Raw genomic sequence first — 14,804 nt, forward strand, 5'->3', positions numbered from 1 at the left:
GCTGCAACATGACTGACAGCTTTACCATCCGCTCGATCGAGGCGCTCTGCTATCGCTATCCGCTGGCGACACCGGTGGTGACGTCGTTCGGCAAGATGCTCAACCGTCCCGCCGTGTTCGTTCGCGTTGTCGACGAGGACGGCGTCGCGGGATGGGGTGAGGCCTGGTGCAACTTTCCGGCACCGGGTGCGGAGCATCGCGCCCGGCTCGTCAACGAGGTGCTTGCGCCCGGCCTCGTCGGACGCAAGTTCGACAGTCCCGCTGAGGCTTTCGAGGCGCTGACCAAAGGCACCGAGGTCCTCGCGCTTCAATGCGGCGAGCCCGGTCCGTTCGCGCAGGCCATTTCCGGCATCGATCTGGCGCTATGGGATCTCGCCGCGCGCCGCCGGAAGTTGCCGCTGTGGCGGCTGCTCGGCGGGCAGTCGGGCAGGATCAAGGTCTATGCCAGCGGCATCAACCCCGGCGGCGCGGCACAGACAGCCGAAGCCGCGCTCGCGCGGGGCCATCGCGCGTTGAAGCTGAAGGTTGGCTTCGGCGCCGAGACCGATCTCGCCAATCTCGCCGCGCTGCGCGCCATCGTCGGCGCCGGCATGCTCGCCATCGATGCCAATCAGGGCTGGTCGGTGGATCAGGCATTGGAGATGCTGCTGCGGCTGGCCGCGTTCGATCTGCGCTGGCTGGAGGAGCCGATCCGCGCCGACCGGCCGCGCGAGGAATGGCGCAGGCTGCGGGCAGCCGCAAAGATGCCGATTGCCGCGGGCGAGAACATTTCGAGCGTCGAGGGATTCAAGGACGTCCTCGCCGAGGACGTGCTCGGCGTGGTCCAGCCCGACATCGCGAAATGGGGCGGGCTCAGCGCCTGCGCTGGCCTCGCGCGCGACATCCTGAAATCAAGCAAGACATTCTGCCCGCATTACCTCGGCGGCGGCATCGGACTGCTTGCCTCGGCGCATCTCCTGGCCGGCATCGGAGGCGACGGCTGGCTGGAGGTCGACGCCAACGACAACCCGCTGCGCGACCTGTTCTGCGGTCCCGTGGCCAGCGTGACGGACGGCACGATCGTTTTGAACGAGGAGCCGGGACTCGGGTTCGCGCCCGACCTGTCGGGGATCGCGGACTACCGCAGCCTGTAGGCGGCTCCGACACCGGCGGTCGCCGCGCAAGCGAGTTTCCCGTTGCGTTCTATTCCTTGTGGCGGAAAGCCGCGGAGGAGCCGGGCAGCCGCATCACTTTTCATGGCGGCGGCCAGAGCCATGTCCTGTTGCGCTTGAAAATCAAGGTTCGTTCTGCTCATTAGGAGGCTGAAACTGCGCTGCAACATGCGCAGAAAAGTCCATCGACTAAAGTCGATAGCCAGCGAGGAAACGAAAATAATGCGCAAGCTCACTTTGGCCATTGCCGTGATCGCCCCGATGCTCGGTCATGCCGCGTCGGCCGAGGACACCATCAAGATCGGCTACATCGATCCGCTCTCGGGCGGCGGCGCCAGCGTCGGCGAAGGTGGTTTGAAGACATTCCAGTATCTGGCCGACGAGCTCAACGCCAAGGGCGGCATCCTCGGCAAGAAGATCGAGATCGTTCCGCTCGACAACAAGACCAATCCGCAGGAGAGCCTGGTGCAGGCCCAGAAGGCGATCGACGCCGGGGTCCACTACATCACGCAGGGCAACGGCTCGTCCGTCGCCGCGGCGCTGTCCGACTTCGTCACCAAGAACAACACGCGCAATCCCGGCAAGGAAGTCCTGTACTTCAACTACGCCGCCGTCGATCCGAGCCTGACCAACGAGAAGTGCAGCTTCTGGCACTTCCGCTGGGATGCGAGCTCCGACATCAAGATGGAGGCGCTCACCAGCTACATGAAGGACATCGCCTCGATCAAGAAGGTGTACCTGATCAACCAGGACTATTCCTTCGGCCAGTCTGTCCGCTCCGACGCGCGCAAGATGCTCGGCGCCAAGCGGCCCGACATCCAGATCGTCGGCGACGAGCTGCATCCGCTGCTGAAGGTCACGGACTTCTCGCCCTACATCGCCAAGATCAAGGCCTCCGGCGCCGACAGCGTCGTTACCGGCAATTGGGGCCAGGACATCGCGCTGCTGCTCAAGGCCGCTGCCGATGCCGGTCTGAAGGTCAACTGGTACACCTACTATGCCGGCGGCGCCGGCGGTCCGACCGCGATCAAGCAGACCGGTCTCGATCACCAGGTCTTCCAGATCACCGAGGGTTTTGCCAATTCGGGCCACCAGGCCGCGATGGACTTCGAGAAGTCCTTCCGCGCCAAGGCCGGCCTGTCGCTGTGGTATCCGCGTGCGGTCAACGAGATGCGCATGTTCAAGGCCGCGGCCGAGAAGGCCAACTCCATCGAGCCGGTGAAGGTGGCGGCGGCGCTCGAGGACCTGAAGTTCGAGGTTCTCGACGGCGGCCAGGGCCTCATGCGCAAGGACGACCACCAGTTCTTCCAGCCGATCTACATCTCTTCCTTCGGCAAGCTCGCCGCCAACGAGCCGTTCGACGAGGAGAGCACCGGCTGGGGCTGGCACCTCGTCTCCAAGATCGACACGCCGCAGGCCATGGTCTCCACGACCTGCAAGATGGTGCGGCCGTAATCACGACATCCGTCGTTGTCCCGCGGCCGTCATCGGTCGCGGGAAGGCGGCGGCCGGAATGCATTTGATTGGGCGATGTTCACCGGGACCATCGGGCCCCGGATGGAGACGAGTGCGCTGTGCTTGAACTGATTGTCATTTCGACCCTCAACGGCGTGCTGTTCGGCATGCTGCTCTTCCTGCTGTCGAGCGGGCTCACCGTCATCTTCAGCATGATGGGCGTGCTCAACTTCGCCCATGCCAGCTTCTACATGCTCGGCGCCTTCTTCGGCTTCCAGCTCACCAAGTGGATCGGCTTCTGGCCGGCGCTGGTGCTGGCGCCGCTGCTGGTCGGCGCCATCGGCATGGCGGTGGAGCGCTACGGCCTGCGCAACACCCACAAGCACGGCCATGTCGCGGAATTGCTGCTGACCTTCGGTCTGGCGTTTGCGATCGAAGAGATCGTGTCGATGATCTGGGGCAAGAGCCCGGTCGATTACCGCGTGCCGGCGCTGCTCGACTTCCCGGCCTTCACGATCTTCTCGACCAACTATCCCGCCTACAAGATCTTCATGCTGGCCGTGTCGGTCGTGATCTTCGTGGCGCTGCTGATCGTGCTCAAGCGCACCCGCGTCGGCCTGATCGTGCAGGCGGCGCTGACCCATCCGCACATGGTCGGGCATCTCGGCCACAATGTCGGGCGCGTCTTCATGGTGGTGTTCGGCGTCGGCAGCGCGCTGGCCGGCCTTGCCGGCGTCATCGCGGGACCTGCGCTGGTGACGCAGTCCGACATGGCCGCGGCGCTCGGGCCCATCCTGTTCGTCGTCATCGTGTTCGGCGGCCTCGGCTCCTTGCCCGGCGCCTTCGTCGCCTCGCTGGTGATCGGCCTGGTACAGACCTTTGCGGTGGCGCTGAACGGCTCGCTGGCGAGTGCGTTCGGGCCGCTCGATCCGTCGACCGGACCGTCCGTCCTCACCGACATCTGGAACGTCACCATCGCGCAGGTCGCGCCGATCGTTCCCTATATGCTGCTGGTGCTCATTCTGATCGTTCGCCCCATGGGCCTGATGGGGACGCGCGAGTCATGACGAGTGCAACGACTTCGACATCGAAGGCGACGGCCAAGCCCGCCGGCGGCAGCCTGCGCTTCTACGGCGTCTGGCTGATCGGCATCGCCGCGCTGATCGTCCTACCCATGATCTTCTCCTCCGGCGGCTCGCTGACGTCGTTCAGCCTGATCGGCATCGCGATCGTCTTCGCGCTCTCCTACAACATCCTGCTCGGCCAGACCGGCCTGCTGTCGTTCGGCCACGCCGTTCACTACGGTCTCGGCGGCTTCGCCGCCACCCACATGATGAACGCGGTGGTCTCGCACGGCTGGCCGATCCCGCTGCCGTTCATCCCGCTGTTCGGCGGCATCGGCGGTCTCGTGTTTGCGATCATCATCGGCTGGGTCATGACCAAGCGCGCCGGCACCGTGTTCGCGATGATCTCGCTCGGCATCGGCGAATTGGTGGCGTCGTCCTCGCTGATCCTGCGCTCGGTGTTCGGCGGCGAAGCGGGCATCACGACGGATCGCACCGCCTTGCCGAAGATGCTCGGCTGGTCGTTCGGGCCGCAGCTTCAGGTCTATTACCTCATCGCGTTCTGGCTGGTGCTGTCGGCGATCGCGATGTACGCGCTGACCCGGACGCCGCTGGGACGGATCAGCAACGCCGTCCGCGACAATCCCGAACGCGTCCAGTTCATCGGCTACGATCCTCACGTGGTTCGCTATCTTGCCTTCTGCTTTGCCGGGTTCTTCGCCGGCGTTGCCGGCGGGCTTGCCGCGATCAATTTCGAGATCGCCAATTCCGCCTATCTCGGCGCGATCCAGTCCGGCCTCGTGCTGTTCTCGACCTTCATCGGTGGCGTCGCTTATTTCTTCGGCCCGATCCTCGGCGCGATCCTGGTGACCTATCTCCAGCTCGGGCTGACCAGTGTGACCAGCGTCTGGCAGCTCTATTTCGGCATCATCTTCATCGGCATCGTGATGTTCTCGCCGGGCGGCATCGCCGGCCTGTTGATGATGCACCGGCCGCTGGTTCGCGCCGGAACGCTGTGGACGGTGATCCCGTCCTATCTCGTCGCTGTCGTGCCGACCCTGGCGCTCGCCTGCGGAATCATCCTCACCATCGAGACGGTCGCGCGCTATGCGGGCGGCGAGTCCATCAACCTGTTCGGCATCGGATTCAACCCGAAATCGCCGGTGACATGGATAGCCGCGGCGGTTCTCGTTGTCGGCGGCGCGTTCGTTGCAAAGCTGACCTGGCGGCGGATCGCGGACGCGTGGGACAGGGCTGCGACGGTCGCCCGTGACCGGGGGTATCTGGCATGACCGCAGCAGCCATCGAAGTCCGCGCCGTCGAAAAGCGTTTTGGCAATGTCGGCATCATCCGCGACCTCAACTTAAGCGTCGCGCAAGGCGAACGTCACGCCATCATCGGTCCGAACGGCGCCGGCAAGTCCACGACGTTCAACCTCATCAGCGGCCACATCAAGCCGACCGCGGGCGAGGTGAAGCTGAACGGCGACGTGATCTCCGGCCTGCGGCCGTTCGAGATCAACCGGCGCGGCCTGTCGCGCTCGTTCCAGGTGACCAACGTGTTCGCGCGCATGTCGGTCTGGGAGAACGTGCGCTGCGCCGTGCTGTGGGCGACGGGACATCGCTATGCCTTCTGGAAGAACGTCGACAGCCTTCCCGAGGTGCGCGAGCGCACCGCGCAAATCCTCGACGACATCCATCTGACGCATCGGCGGGATGTTCCGGCGGGACTTCTGACTTACGCCGAGCAGCGCGAACTCGAGATCGGCATCACCATCGCAAGCGGTGCCACCGTCGTGATGCTGGACGAGCCGACCGCCGGCATGAGCCACGCCGAAACCGACCGCGCGGTGGCGCTGATCCGCCGGCTGACCGAGGGCAAGACGCTCGTGATCGTCGAGCACGACATGAGCGTCGTGTTCGGCCTTGCCGACCGCATCTCGGTTCTCGTTTACGGCCACATCATCGCCTCGGGCACGCCGGAACAGATCCGAAGTGATCCGAAGGTCAAGGAAGCCTATCTCGGCGAGGAAGCGCACTGATGCTCGAGGTCAGGGATCTCCACGCCTATTACGGCAAGAGCCACATCCTTCAGGGCGTCGACCTCGACGTCGCCGCAGGCGAGGTGGTGAGCCTGCTCGGCCGCAACGGCGTCGGCCGCTCCACCACGGTCAAGGCGATCATGGGCGAGGTCGCGCCGCAGGGCACGATCCGCTTCAAGGGCAAGGACATCGCGGGCCTTCCCAGCTACAAGATCGCGCGCCTCGGCCTCGGCTATGTTCCTGAACATCGCGACATCTTCCCGAGCCTGACCGTGCGCCAGAACCTCCTGCTCGGCGTCAAGGACACGCGCCGTCCCGGCAAGTGGCGGCTGCAGGACATGCTCGACATGTTCCCCAATCTCGCCGCGCGCGCCGATACGGCCGCGGGCGTGCTGTCCGGCGGCGAGAAGCAGATGCTCACCACTTGTCGCACGCTGATGGGCGATCCTGATTTGATCATGATCGACGAGCCGACCGAAGGTCTGGCACCGCTGATCGTGCAGCAGGTCGGCGATCTCATCGCGCGCATCGCACAGGCCGGCGTCGCGATCCTGCTCGTCGAGCAGAAGCTGTCGATCGCGATGCGTATCTCCAAGCGCGTCTACATCATGGGCCATGGCCGCGTCGTGTTCGAGGGCACGCCGGACGCGCTCAAGGCCAATGCCGCCGTGCGCCAGGAGTGGCTCGAGGTCTGACGTCGCCTCGAGGTGATGCACCCATCAAACAGAACGGCTGCAGGCTGCGTATACGCATTTGAATTAATCACGACATCTCACGCGTCGCAATCGAGGTATTGTCGTGCTCGTCGGGCCCGCACTTGTTTCCTCCAACGATAGTGAAGCGACGATGACAGCGACAGGTCCCCTCAGCGGCATCCGCGTTCTCGACCTGACCAGCGTGCTGTTCGGTCCCTATGCCGCGCAGATGCTCGGCGATTGGGGCGCCGATGTCATCAAGATCGAGCCGCCCGCGGGCGATACCTGGCGTTACACCGGGGTGTTCCGGAACCGCGGCATGAGCGGCCAGTTCATGGCGGTCAACCGCAACAAGCGCAGCCTCGCGCTCGACCTGAAGCATCCGGACGGCAAGGCCGCATTGGCGAAACTGATCCCGACCGTCGATGCGCTCGTCACCAATGTGCGCCCCGCCGCGATGGCGCGGCTCGGCTTCGGTTACGAGGCCTGTGCCAAGCTCAATCCGCGGCTGATCTATGCTGCCGCCACCGGCTTCGGCCAGGATGGCCCGTGGGCGGCGCGGCCCGCCTTCGACGAGATCATCCAGGCCGCGTCAGGCCTTGCGTCCGCGATCGGATCTGACGAGGAGCCGGCATTCGTCCCGAGCCTGATCGGCGACAAGATCTGCGCCATGGCAATGGTCGGCGCGGTGTCTGCGGCCTTGTTCCGGCGCGAGCGCACCCGGCAGGGCCAGATGGTCGAGGTGCCGATGCTGGAAACCATTGCCGGCTTCAACAGCATCGAGATGCTGGGCGGCCACGCCTTCGATCCGCCGATCGGTCCGGCCGGCTACAAGCGGATGAAGAACAGGCGCCCGGTAAAGACGAAAGACGGCTGGCTGACCATGCTGCCGTACTCCGGGGACAATTGGTGCGCCTTCTTCGAGGCGGTCGGCCGCCCCGAGCTGATCGAGGAACTGGGGGTGCGCGATCCCGTGCTGCGCTCGCAGAACATCGACAAGGTCTACGATCGCATGAGCGAGATCGGGCCGACCCGCACCACCGCGGAGTGGGAGGAGTTGCTGCTGCGGCTCGACGTGCCGCACACCGCCTTCGCCCGGCTCACGGAGATCGGCGAGCAGCCGCATCTCGCCGCCGTCGGATTGTTCGCCGATATCGATCATCCCACGGAAGGGCGTATTCGGCAGGCGCGCCCGGCGACAAAATTCTCCGAAAGCCCGGCCGGCATTCATCGCATGGCGCCGCGCCTCGGCGAGCATTCACGCGAGGTGCTGCGCGAAGCCGGCCTCAGTGAAGCGGAGATCCAGGCGGCGATCGACAGCAAGGCGGTTGGCGTTGCGTCGTAGCCTGTTCATGAATCGATCGCGTGACACAATTCTCTGTGATTATGGTCACATCCTGCTGCCCTGATTGGGCTTAGGATGGGGTCCGTTCATCAACGCCATGATACGACCATGACCACCACCGACCTTGCCTTCGTTTTGCGCAAGCTGGGTTTTGCAGCAGCCCTCATCTGCGTCCTTCTCGGCCTTACGGTCTTTGTCGTGTTGCTGGTGAGGGAGCATGAACCGGCCGGGCAAGCCGCCTTGCGTGCTCTGCCCCTCCTGGTCTTTGCGCTGTTCGGCATGTTCGGCGCTGCAATGACGCGGCTGATCGGGCGCCGAACCCATTAACCGGACATTCTGCCGCAGCGATTCGCCGCCAGCTCCCGGCCAGCCTCGGCCTTGGGGCACCTTCCGCCTGTGCAAGCCGTCGTATATGAGAGATTTGCCGCCGGACCGGACCGAATATCGCCGGATACGGAACGCAAGGTGGCTGCGATTTCTTAATCTAGAGACCGCAATTTAATCGACTGAAGGCGCGGACTGGTACTGGACCGGGGAATGGCATGAAAGACCTGATGACGACGGCGCAATCCACCACGGCGATGCGGCGTTGGCGGCCTCCCGGACTCGTTGCGCTGGCTACGGCCCTGGCCCTGACGGCGCTGACCGGCAGCGCCGAGGCGGCCAAGCAGGCCCGCCAGCCGGTCGAGGCCGTGGCGCCGCGCGAAGCCGGTGAGCCGATCATGGCGATCGTGTCGATCAAGAGCCAGCAGGTCACTTTCTACGATGCCGAGGGCTGGATCCTGCGCGCACCGGTCTCGACCGGCACCACCGGCCGCGAGACGCCGGCCGGCGTCTTCGCCATCGTCGAGAAGGACAAGGACCACCGCTCGACCATGTACGACGATGCCTGGATGCCGAACATGCAGCGCATCACCTGGAACGGCATCGCGCTCCACGGCGGGCCGCTGCCCGGCTATGCCGCCTCGCACGGCTGCGTGCGCATGCCCTTCGGCTTTGCCGAGGGCCTGTTCGACAAGACGAACATCGGGATGCGCGTGATCATCTCGCCGAACGATGCCGCGCCCATCGATTTCTCCCATCCTTCGTTGTTCGTCCCGAAGCGCGAGGCCATCGCGACCGCGCCCGGCCGGATCGACAAGCTCTCCGGCGAGGCCGAGGAGGCCATCCTCGCCGCTGACGAGGCCAAGAAGGCCGCTGCAGTGGCCGCGAAAGAAGCCGCCTCGCTCCCCACCTCGTTGCGCAAGCTGGAACAGCAGAAGGCCAAGGCCGATGCCGAGCTTGCTTTCGCCGACAAGAAGCTCGCGTCCGCCAAGACCGATCAAGCGCGGGCGCAGGCCGAGGACGTGAAGCAGAAGGCCGCAGGGAAAGCTGCCGATGCAGCAACGCAGCTCGATGCCGCCAGGGCCGCCGCACAGCCCAAGCGCGACGCCGTCGCCGCCACGAAGGAAGCAGCCAAGCTCGCGGCGACCAAAAAGGCCGACGCCGTGAAGGCAGCGACCGACGCCAAGCTCGCACTCGAGCCGGTCTCGGTCTATATCAGCCGCGCGACGCAGAAGCTCTATGTGCGGCGGAACACGCACAAGCCGGCGCCGGATGGTGGCGGAGAGGTGTTCGACACCAGTATCGAGGTGCCTGTCACCATCCGCAATCCCGACCAGCCGCTCGGCACGCATATCTTCACGGCGATGGCGAAGACCGATACCGGCCTGCGCTGGAGCGTCGTCACGATCGACAACGGCGACGATGCCAAGAACGCGCTCGACCGCATCGCCATCCCGCAGGAGGTGTGGGACCGCATCGGGCCGACCGCGCTGCCGCGCTCCTCGATCGTCATCTCGGACGAGCCGCTGAGTGCCGAAACCAACTACCGCACCGAGTTCGTCGCTGTGCTGAGCAACCAGCCGCAGGGCGGCTTCATCACCCGCAAGCCGACCGCGCCTCCGATGGACGTTGCCAGCGATGACGGCTGGGACAATGGCGGCAATGGCTTCGGCTTCTTCTTCCAGCAGCGCGATCCGTACCAGCAGCAGGCCAATCCGCGCCGGCGCGGCCAGTATCAGTACTATCAGCCGGCGCAGCCGATGCAGCGAAGCTTCTGGTAAGGCGCGGGCCTCGAAGCCCGCCCCTACGGTCGCGCTTCGATCACGATCGCCTGGATCTTGCCCTCGACCGCACCGGATCCGTGGCGCGTTCGCAGCGCTTCGGCGACGAAGTCGGTTGCAGCCTGAAGCTTGCTGGCATCCCTGGCTTCGATCTCGCTGCGCAGCGGCGTGCCCTGGCAGAGCGCGATCGCGACATACTCGGCCGACGGCGCGCGGCTGATCTCGGATCGTGTTTCGATCGAGATGTCGCGGAAGCCCGCGCGTTCGAGGTCGGATTTGATGACGGCCTTGTCGTGATAGCCGTGCGGCGTCCGGATCATGAAACGGGGCGGATCATCGGGAAACATCCTGCCGAGCGTGACCGTCGCCTCATGCGTGAGCACATTGTCCTCGATGCGATCCCAGACGTTGAACACGAACGCGCCGTCGCCCTTCAGGACGCGCTTCACTTCGCCGTATGCCTTGACGCGGTCCGGAAAGAACATCGCGCCGAACTGGCAGCAGACCAGGTCGAACTCGGCGTCGCCGAACGGCAGCGCCATTGCGTCCGCCTGCCGCCAAACGATGCGATCATCCTCCGCCTGACGCTGCGCCGCGACCGCAAGCATCGGCTCGTTGAGGTCGGTCGCGACATAGCGGACGCCGCGCGGCAGCGCCGCCGCCACTGCGCGCGTCACCGCGCCGGTGCCGGCTGCGATCTCGAGCAGCACGGAAGGCGAACGCGCCGCGACATGTCTTGCGATGTCGTCGGCATAAGCGGAGAAGATCATCGGGACGAGATACTCGTCGTAGATCTTCGGAATCGAGCCGGCAAAAACCTTGTCAGTGTTGGACATGCTTGCCTCGCTGAAGGTTCGGACGCGAAGCCCATTTTACCACAGATCGGCGGCTACCGCGCCAGCAGCAAGCTGAACCCCGCCGGTTCCTGCATCGCCTTGCGGGCCTCCAGCGACATCGGCTCAAAACGGCTACCGCTGGAGATGCTGAGCCGGCTTTCGACGCCGTTCGATCCGGCGTAGCAGCCTTCGGGCGTGTAGCTGACAAAACCGTCGTCGCCGAAGCCGATGGCGGTGAGGAGCAGGCGGCGTTCGGCGATGTCCCAGACCTTGATAGTCTTGTCCTCGCTCGCGGAGATCAACCGCGTGCCGCCCGGAAAGAACGCGACCGCCTCGATATCTTCCTGATGGCCGGCAAAGCTTGCGAGCAGCCGGCCGCTCTCGGCGTCCCACAGGTTCACCGACTTGTCGCGTCCGCCGCCGCCGGTGACGATGCGCTTGCCGTCCGCGGACCAATTGGCCGAGACGACATAGTCGCGATGGCCGGTGAGGAGCCGCGTCGCGCCGCTCTTGACGTCGAACAGTTTCACGTCGAACACCTTCGAACCGAGCTCCGCATCGGAGCCGGCGGTGACCACGCGCGTGCCGTCGGGCGAATAGGCCACCCGCAGCGCCTTGCGGCCGTAGGCGTCCTTGGCCTCGATCGCGCCGCTGGTGCGATAGAACCTGATCCTGCCGTCGTAACCGGCCGAGACGAATTCGCCCGAGCCGGATGGCGCGTAGCTCAGCGAGCGCACCGCCGCGCGCGCGGGATCTGAGCTCTGGTGGTCGAGCCTGCTCCTGGCGAGCTCGCGGGTGCCGAGATTCCAGATGCGCACGACACCGTCCTCGCCGGCCGAGGCGAGGTATTTGAGCGACGGCTCCGGCGCGAAGGCGACCGCGAATTGTTTGGCGCCGGCATCGAACGTCAGGCTCTCGCCGTCGCTCCTGAGGTCCCACATCTTCACCTTGCCGTCCCATCCGGCGGAGGCGAGCAGCGTGCCGTCGGTCCAATAGTCGAGCGCGTAGACGGCGCCGGCATGTCCCCTCAGCACGCGTGTCTGCCGGAACGAGGATGCATCCCAAAGCCGGATCAAGCCGTCGTCGCCGGCGGTGGCGATCTCGCGGCCGTTGGGAGAGACGGCGATGGTGCGGACGCTCGCACCCTCGACGTTCGGCCTGATCGAGACCGGAATGAAGGGGCCGCCGACGGCACCGTTGCCGCGCCGCGCGATCCGCGTGGTGCAGCTCGCGGCCACGACGGCCGCGACACTCTTCGTCTCGGTCATGGGCGGACTCACGAGCGTGAGCGGTGTGACGATCGGCGGAGCAGCCGCGAGTTTTGGTGCGGCGACGGGCTTTGGCGCCTCCGGTTGCGGCGGCAGCACGGGTGAGGTCTGCACCTTCTTCGTTTCAATCGCGACGGTCGCCGGCGCTGGCGCGGCGGCTGCCGCGAGCTTGTTGCGCTGAACCTTGGCAAGATCGGTGTAGAACCCGCTCGGATGCGATGCGATGTAGAGATCCCAGGCCTCCACCGTCCCGACGCGCTCTGAAAACTCGTAGTCGCGCGATGCGCTCGTGTCGGTGGCGGCGACCGGCGCCGGTGGTGGCGGAGGAGGCGCTGCCGCCGGCGCCAGCACGACATCGTCGCCGCCGAGCGAGCCGTAGATGAAGGGCTCCTGCCTGTTGGTCGTGGCCTGCAGCACCTCGTCGCGGACATAGCCGAACGCCTTGCGCAGGTCGAGGCCCGGCGTCGCGAGGTGATGCGCCAGCGCGGTGGCGAAGGGGCTGTTCCTGCCGTCGCCGTCGAGCGCGGTGAGGCCGGCCTTGGCGGCGAACGCCACCAGCGTGTTCGGGCTCGTCGGCTCCACCTTCGCCAATCCCCGCGCGACCGCGCGCGACGCCATCGTGCGCTTCATGTTCTTGGCGAACGGATTGTCGCGGCAGGCATCGAGGATGACGAGGCGAAGCTTTTTCGCGGGCTCGATGGCGACGAGAATGCGATCGAGCCCGATGGTCTCGTCATAGACGTCGGTGTCGTTCTCGAGCTGGGCATCGACCGGCACGAGATAGTTGTTGCCGTCGATCTCGATGCCGTGGCCGGCATAGTAGATCACGGCGATATCGGCGCTGCGCGCCTTGGCACCGAAATCGCGCAAGGTCCGCCGCATGTCCTGGGCGGACAGATCGTTGCGGGCATCGACGACCGTGAAGCCGGCCTTCTTGAAGGTCTCGACCAGCAGGCTGGCGTCGTTGGTGGCATTGGCGAGCTTGGGAGCGCGCTGATAGGCCGAATTGCCCATGACAAGCGCCATGCGCTGGTCGGCAAAGGCGGCGGTCGGCTGGAAGGCGAGCGCCAGTGCGCTGAAAACAAAGAGACAAATGAATTTCATCACGGCCCCCAAGCCGGGATCAGGAAATGCCGGAAAGAATATCCGACCGGGGCCGCAATACAATTTCTATTTGGTTTCGTCCGGCGCTTCCCGCCGGCGAAAGCACTTACGATTTCGTGACGACCTCGCGGATCGGCCGCGAGCCGTCCCAGCTCAAGGCTGCCTGCCGCACTTTTTCGAAGAACGGCCCCTTGGTGCCGCTGATGTCGGAGATCTCGATGATGGTGCCCGGATGCGCCTGGGTGTCGAAATAGGCAAAGCGGCCCCTGTCACCGCCGATCTGGCCCTCATGGCCGATCCGGTAGCCGAGCCCGAGCGCCCTGTCGTAGAGCGCCTGGTAGTCGTGGCTCCAATAGGACATGTGCTGGAGACCTTCGTGGCCGGCGTCCAGATACTCCTTGTACAGCGAGGGCGCGTCGTTGCGCTGCTGGATCAGCTCGATCTGGAGATCGCCGGAATTGGCCAGCGCGATGCTCATCTCGACGGCGGAGTCCTGGCCGCGATGGCGAAACCAGTCGGTCTTGACGCGGTCCATGTAGTACCAGGGACCGACACCCATCACTTCGATCCAATGTTTCATCGCGGCCTGGATATCCCGCACCACATATCCGTTCTGGCGCACCGCGCCGAAGATGCGGCTCATGCCCGCGCTCCTTGTCTCATGAGGGTCTGATACCTTGCCGCAAAACGGAACCTGATCCTGAGGGCGGCCTCAGGCGGGCGTCTCGAAAGATGGCCGCACGCAAGCTTTTCGCCACGTCTTGCTCACTTCACCTCAATGCCTGCGTCCTTGGCAACCTGCTTCCAGGCCGCGATGTCGCGGGCGTTGATGTCGCGCTGCTCGTCGCCGGGGACGAATTGCGGGGTGATGCCGAGGCCCAATAGCTTCTGCTTCACCTCGGCATCGCCCAGCGCGTCCTTCAGCGCCGCTGACAGCTTTTGCGCGATCGGCGGCGCGAGGCCGGCAGGCGCATACATCGCCCAGGACAGGCTGCGGTCGAACGCCACGCCCTGCTCCTTGTAGGTCGCCACATCCGGCAGGCTCGGCGAGCGCTCGCCGCAGGCCGCCAGCGCCTTGATCGAGCCGTCCTTCACCAGTGGCGTCGCGGTCGCCATGTCGAGCGTCGCCAACGAAATGTGGCCGCCGAGCAGGTCGCCGGCCAGTTTCGCAATGCCGTTGAACGGCACGTGGTCCATCTTGATGCCGGTCTGCTGCATCAGGATTTCCGCGCAGAATTGCCCGGTCGAGCCGATGCCCCAGCTTCCGTACTGGATCGGCTCGCCCTTGCTGGCGAGCGCGATCAGCCCCTTGATGTCATTGGCGGCAAAATCCTTGGTCGCCACCAGCAGGATCGAGGACGTCCCGACGCGGCCGATGGTCGTGAAATCCTTGATCGGGTCGTAGGCGAGCTTGGGATAGATGGCGGGCGCCAGCACATGAGTTGTCATGCCACCGACGGTGATGGTGTAGCCGTCATTCGCAGATGTCGCGACCATCTGCGTGCCGAGTGTGCCGGCTGCTCCCGTGTGGTTCTCGATATAGATGCTTTGCCCGAGCGTCTTGCCCATCTTGTCCGCAAGCAGCCGCCCGACCACGTCGCCGCCGCCGCCCGCCGCGTAAGGCAGCAGCATGCGGATCTTGCGCGTGGGGTAGGCGGCGGGATCCTCGGCGTGCGACGGCAGCGCCGCCGATAGCAACGCGAGAAGTGACAGCGTGACGGTGCGCAGCATCATGATGTT

The 14,804-nt window shown here is 65.3% G+C and carries 14 protein-coding genes; 9 read left to right on the plus strand and 5 right to left on the minus strand.

Annotated elements, in window-relative coordinates; translation table 11 throughout:
• Positions 1-8: 8 nt before the first annotated feature.
• Positions 9-1,133: a mandelate racemase/muconate lactonizing enzyme family protein gene (locus tag I3J27_RS07135; protein ID WP_270166998.1), complete on the plus strand. Its 1,125-nt coding sequence runs from the start codon at positions 9-11 to the stop codon at positions 1,131-1,133.
• On the opposite strand, the gene I3J27_RS07140 is transcribed toward I3J27_RS07135, so the two are convergent.
• Complete coding sequence (locus tag I3J27_RS07140; RefSeq protein ID WP_270166999.1) at positions 1,118-1,396, minus strand: hypothetical protein; 279 nt, start codon at positions 1,394-1,396, stop codon at positions 1,118-1,120. The two genes, I3J27_RS07135 and I3J27_RS07140, sit on opposite strands and share 16 nt — an antisense overlap.
• Here I3J27_RS07140 and I3J27_RS07145 point away from each other — a divergent pair.
• The 8 genes from I3J27_RS07145 to I3J27_RS07180 all read left to right on the plus strand — a co-directional run bounded on the left by I3J27_RS07145 (position 1,374) and on the right by I3J27_RS07180 (position 9,856).
• A complete protein-coding gene (locus I3J27_RS07145) occupies positions 1,374-2,606 on the plus strand; it encodes a branched-chain amino acid ABC transporter substrate-binding protein (protein ID WP_270167001.1) in 1,233 nt (410 codons plus the stop codon). The genes I3J27_RS07140 and I3J27_RS07145 overlap by 23 nt on opposite strands.
• Before the next feature lie 119 nt (positions 2,607-2,725).
• Positions 2,726-3,673 carry a branched-chain amino acid ABC transporter permease gene (locus I3J27_RS07150; protein ID WP_270167003.1) on the plus strand — a complete coding sequence of 316 codons (948 nt, stop codon included), beginning with the start codon at positions 2,726-2,728 and terminating at the stop codon, positions 3,671-3,673.
• Complete coding sequence (locus I3J27_RS07155; RefSeq protein WP_270167005.1) at positions 3,670-4,962, plus strand: branched-chain amino acid ABC transporter permease; 1,293 nt, start codon at positions 3,670-3,672, stop codon at positions 4,960-4,962. The genes I3J27_RS07150 and I3J27_RS07155 overlap by 4 nt, the downstream gene beginning before the upstream one ends.
• Positions 4,959-5,711 (plus strand): ABC transporter ATP-binding protein, encoded by a 753-nt coding sequence (locus I3J27_RS07160; protein WP_270167006.1) that lies wholly within the window; start codon positions 4,959-4,961, stop codon positions 5,709-5,711. Before I3J27_RS07155 ends, I3J27_RS07160 begins: the two co-directional genes overlap by 4 nt.
• Positions 5,711-6,406: an ABC transporter ATP-binding protein gene (locus I3J27_RS07165; RefSeq protein ID WP_270167007.1), complete on the plus strand. Its 696-nt coding sequence runs from the start codon at positions 5,711-5,713 to the stop codon at positions 6,404-6,406. Before I3J27_RS07160 ends, I3J27_RS07165 begins: the two co-directional genes overlap by 1 nt.
• Before the next feature lie 151 nt (positions 6,407-6,557).
• Entirely contained in the window at positions 6,558-7,751 is a 1,194-nt protein-coding gene (locus tag I3J27_RS07170) for a CaiB/BaiF CoA transferase family protein (protein WP_270167008.1), read from the plus strand.
• Positions 7,752-7,859: 108 nt separating this feature from the next.
• On the plus strand, positions 7,860-8,078 hold the full coding sequence (locus I3J27_RS07175; protein ID WP_270167009.1) for a hypothetical protein: 219 nt from the start codon (positions 7,860-7,862) through the stop codon (positions 8,076-8,078).
• Positions 8,079-8,293: 215 nt separating this feature from the next.
• Positions 8,294-9,856: a L,D-transpeptidase gene (locus tag I3J27_RS07180; RefSeq protein WP_270167010.1), complete on the plus strand. Its 1,563-nt coding sequence runs from the start codon at positions 8,294-8,296 to the stop codon at positions 9,854-9,856.
• 23 nt (positions 9,857-9,879) lie between these two features.
• Here the strand turns inward: I3J27_RS07180 and I3J27_RS07185 are convergent, their stop codons facing one another.
• The 4 genes from I3J27_RS07185 to I3J27_RS07205 form a co-directional block, all read right to left on the minus strand.
• Positions 9,880-10,692, minus strand: a complete 813-nt coding sequence (locus I3J27_RS07185; RefSeq protein WP_270167014.1) for a class I SAM-dependent methyltransferase — start codon at positions 10,690-10,692, stop codon at positions 9,880-9,882.
• 53 nt (positions 10,693-10,745) lie between these two features.
• Positions 10,746-13,064 (minus strand): caspase family protein, encoded by a 2,319-nt coding sequence (locus I3J27_RS39150; RefSeq protein ID WP_370691940.1) that lies wholly within the window; start codon positions 13,062-13,064, stop codon positions 10,746-10,748.
• A gap of 106 nt (positions 13,065-13,170) precedes the next feature.
• Positions 13,171-13,707 carry a VOC family protein gene (locus I3J27_RS07200; protein ID WP_270167016.1) on the minus strand — a complete coding sequence of 179 codons (537 nt, stop codon included), beginning with the start codon at positions 13,705-13,707 and terminating at the stop codon, positions 13,171-13,173.
• A gap of 122 nt (positions 13,708-13,829) precedes the next feature.
• Entirely contained in the window at positions 13,830-14,798 is a 969-nt protein-coding gene (locus I3J27_RS07205) for a Bug family tripartite tricarboxylate transporter substrate binding protein (protein ID WP_270167018.1), read from the minus strand.
• Positions 14,799-14,804 lie beyond the last annotated feature (6 nt).

The organism is Bradyrhizobium xenonodulans, from assembly GCF_027594865.1.
GTDB lineage: Bacteria > Pseudomonadota > Alphaproteobacteria > Rhizobiales > Xanthobacteraceae > Bradyrhizobium > Bradyrhizobium xenonodulans.

What these genes read in the sequence shown, in the direction of transcription:
- I3J27_RS07135 (WP_270166998.1), top strand. Translation starts at nt 9, where the DNA reads ATGACTGACAGCTTTACCATCCGCTCGATCGAGGCGCTCTGCTATCGC.
- I3J27_RS07145 (WP_270167001.1), top strand. Translation starts at nt 1,374, where the DNA reads ATGCGCAAGCTCACTTTGGCCATTGCCGTGATCGCCCCGATGCTCGGT.
- I3J27_RS07140 (WP_270166999.1), bottom strand. Translation starts at nt 1,396, where the DNA reads ATGGCCAAAGTGAGCTTGCGCATTATTTTCGTTTCCTCGCTGGCTATC.
- I3J27_RS07155 (WP_270167005.1), top strand. Translation starts at nt 3,670, where the DNA reads ATGACGAGTGCAACGACTTCGACATCGAAGGCGACGGCCAAGCCCGCC.
- I3J27_RS07160 (WP_270167006.1), top strand. Translation starts at nt 4,959, where the DNA reads ATGACCGCAGCAGCCATCGAAGTCCGCGCCGTCGAAAAGCGTTTTGGC.
- I3J27_RS07165 (WP_270167007.1), top strand. Translation starts at nt 5,711, where the DNA reads ATGCTCGAGGTCAGGGATCTCCACGCCTATTACGGCAAGAGCCACATC.
- I3J27_RS07170 (WP_270167008.1), top strand. Translation starts at nt 6,558, where the DNA reads ATGACAGCGACAGGTCCCCTCAGCGGCATCCGCGTTCTCGACCTGACC.
- I3J27_RS07175 (WP_270167009.1), top strand. Translation starts at nt 7,860, where the DNA reads ATGACCACCACCGACCTTGCCTTCGTTTTGCGCAAGCTGGGTTTTGCA.
- I3J27_RS07180 (WP_270167010.1), top strand. Translation starts at nt 8,294, where the DNA reads ATGAAAGACCTGATGACGACGGCGCAATCCACCACGGCGATGCGGCGT.
- I3J27_RS07185 (WP_270167014.1), bottom strand. Translation starts at nt 10,692, where the DNA reads ATGTCCAACACTGACAAGGTTTTTGCCGGCTCGATTCCGAAGATCTAC.
- I3J27_RS39150 (WP_370691940.1), bottom strand. Translation starts at nt 13,064, where the DNA reads ATGAAATTCATTTGTCTCTTTGTTTTCAGCGCACTGGCGCTCGCCTTC.
- I3J27_RS07200 (WP_270167016.1), bottom strand. Translation starts at nt 13,707, where the DNA reads ATGAGCCGCATCTTCGGCGCGGTGCGCCAGAACGGATATGTGGTGCGG.
- I3J27_RS07205 (WP_270167018.1), bottom strand. Translation starts at nt 14,798, where the DNA reads ATGATGCTGCGCACCGTCACGCTGTCACTTCTCGCGTTGCTATCGGCG.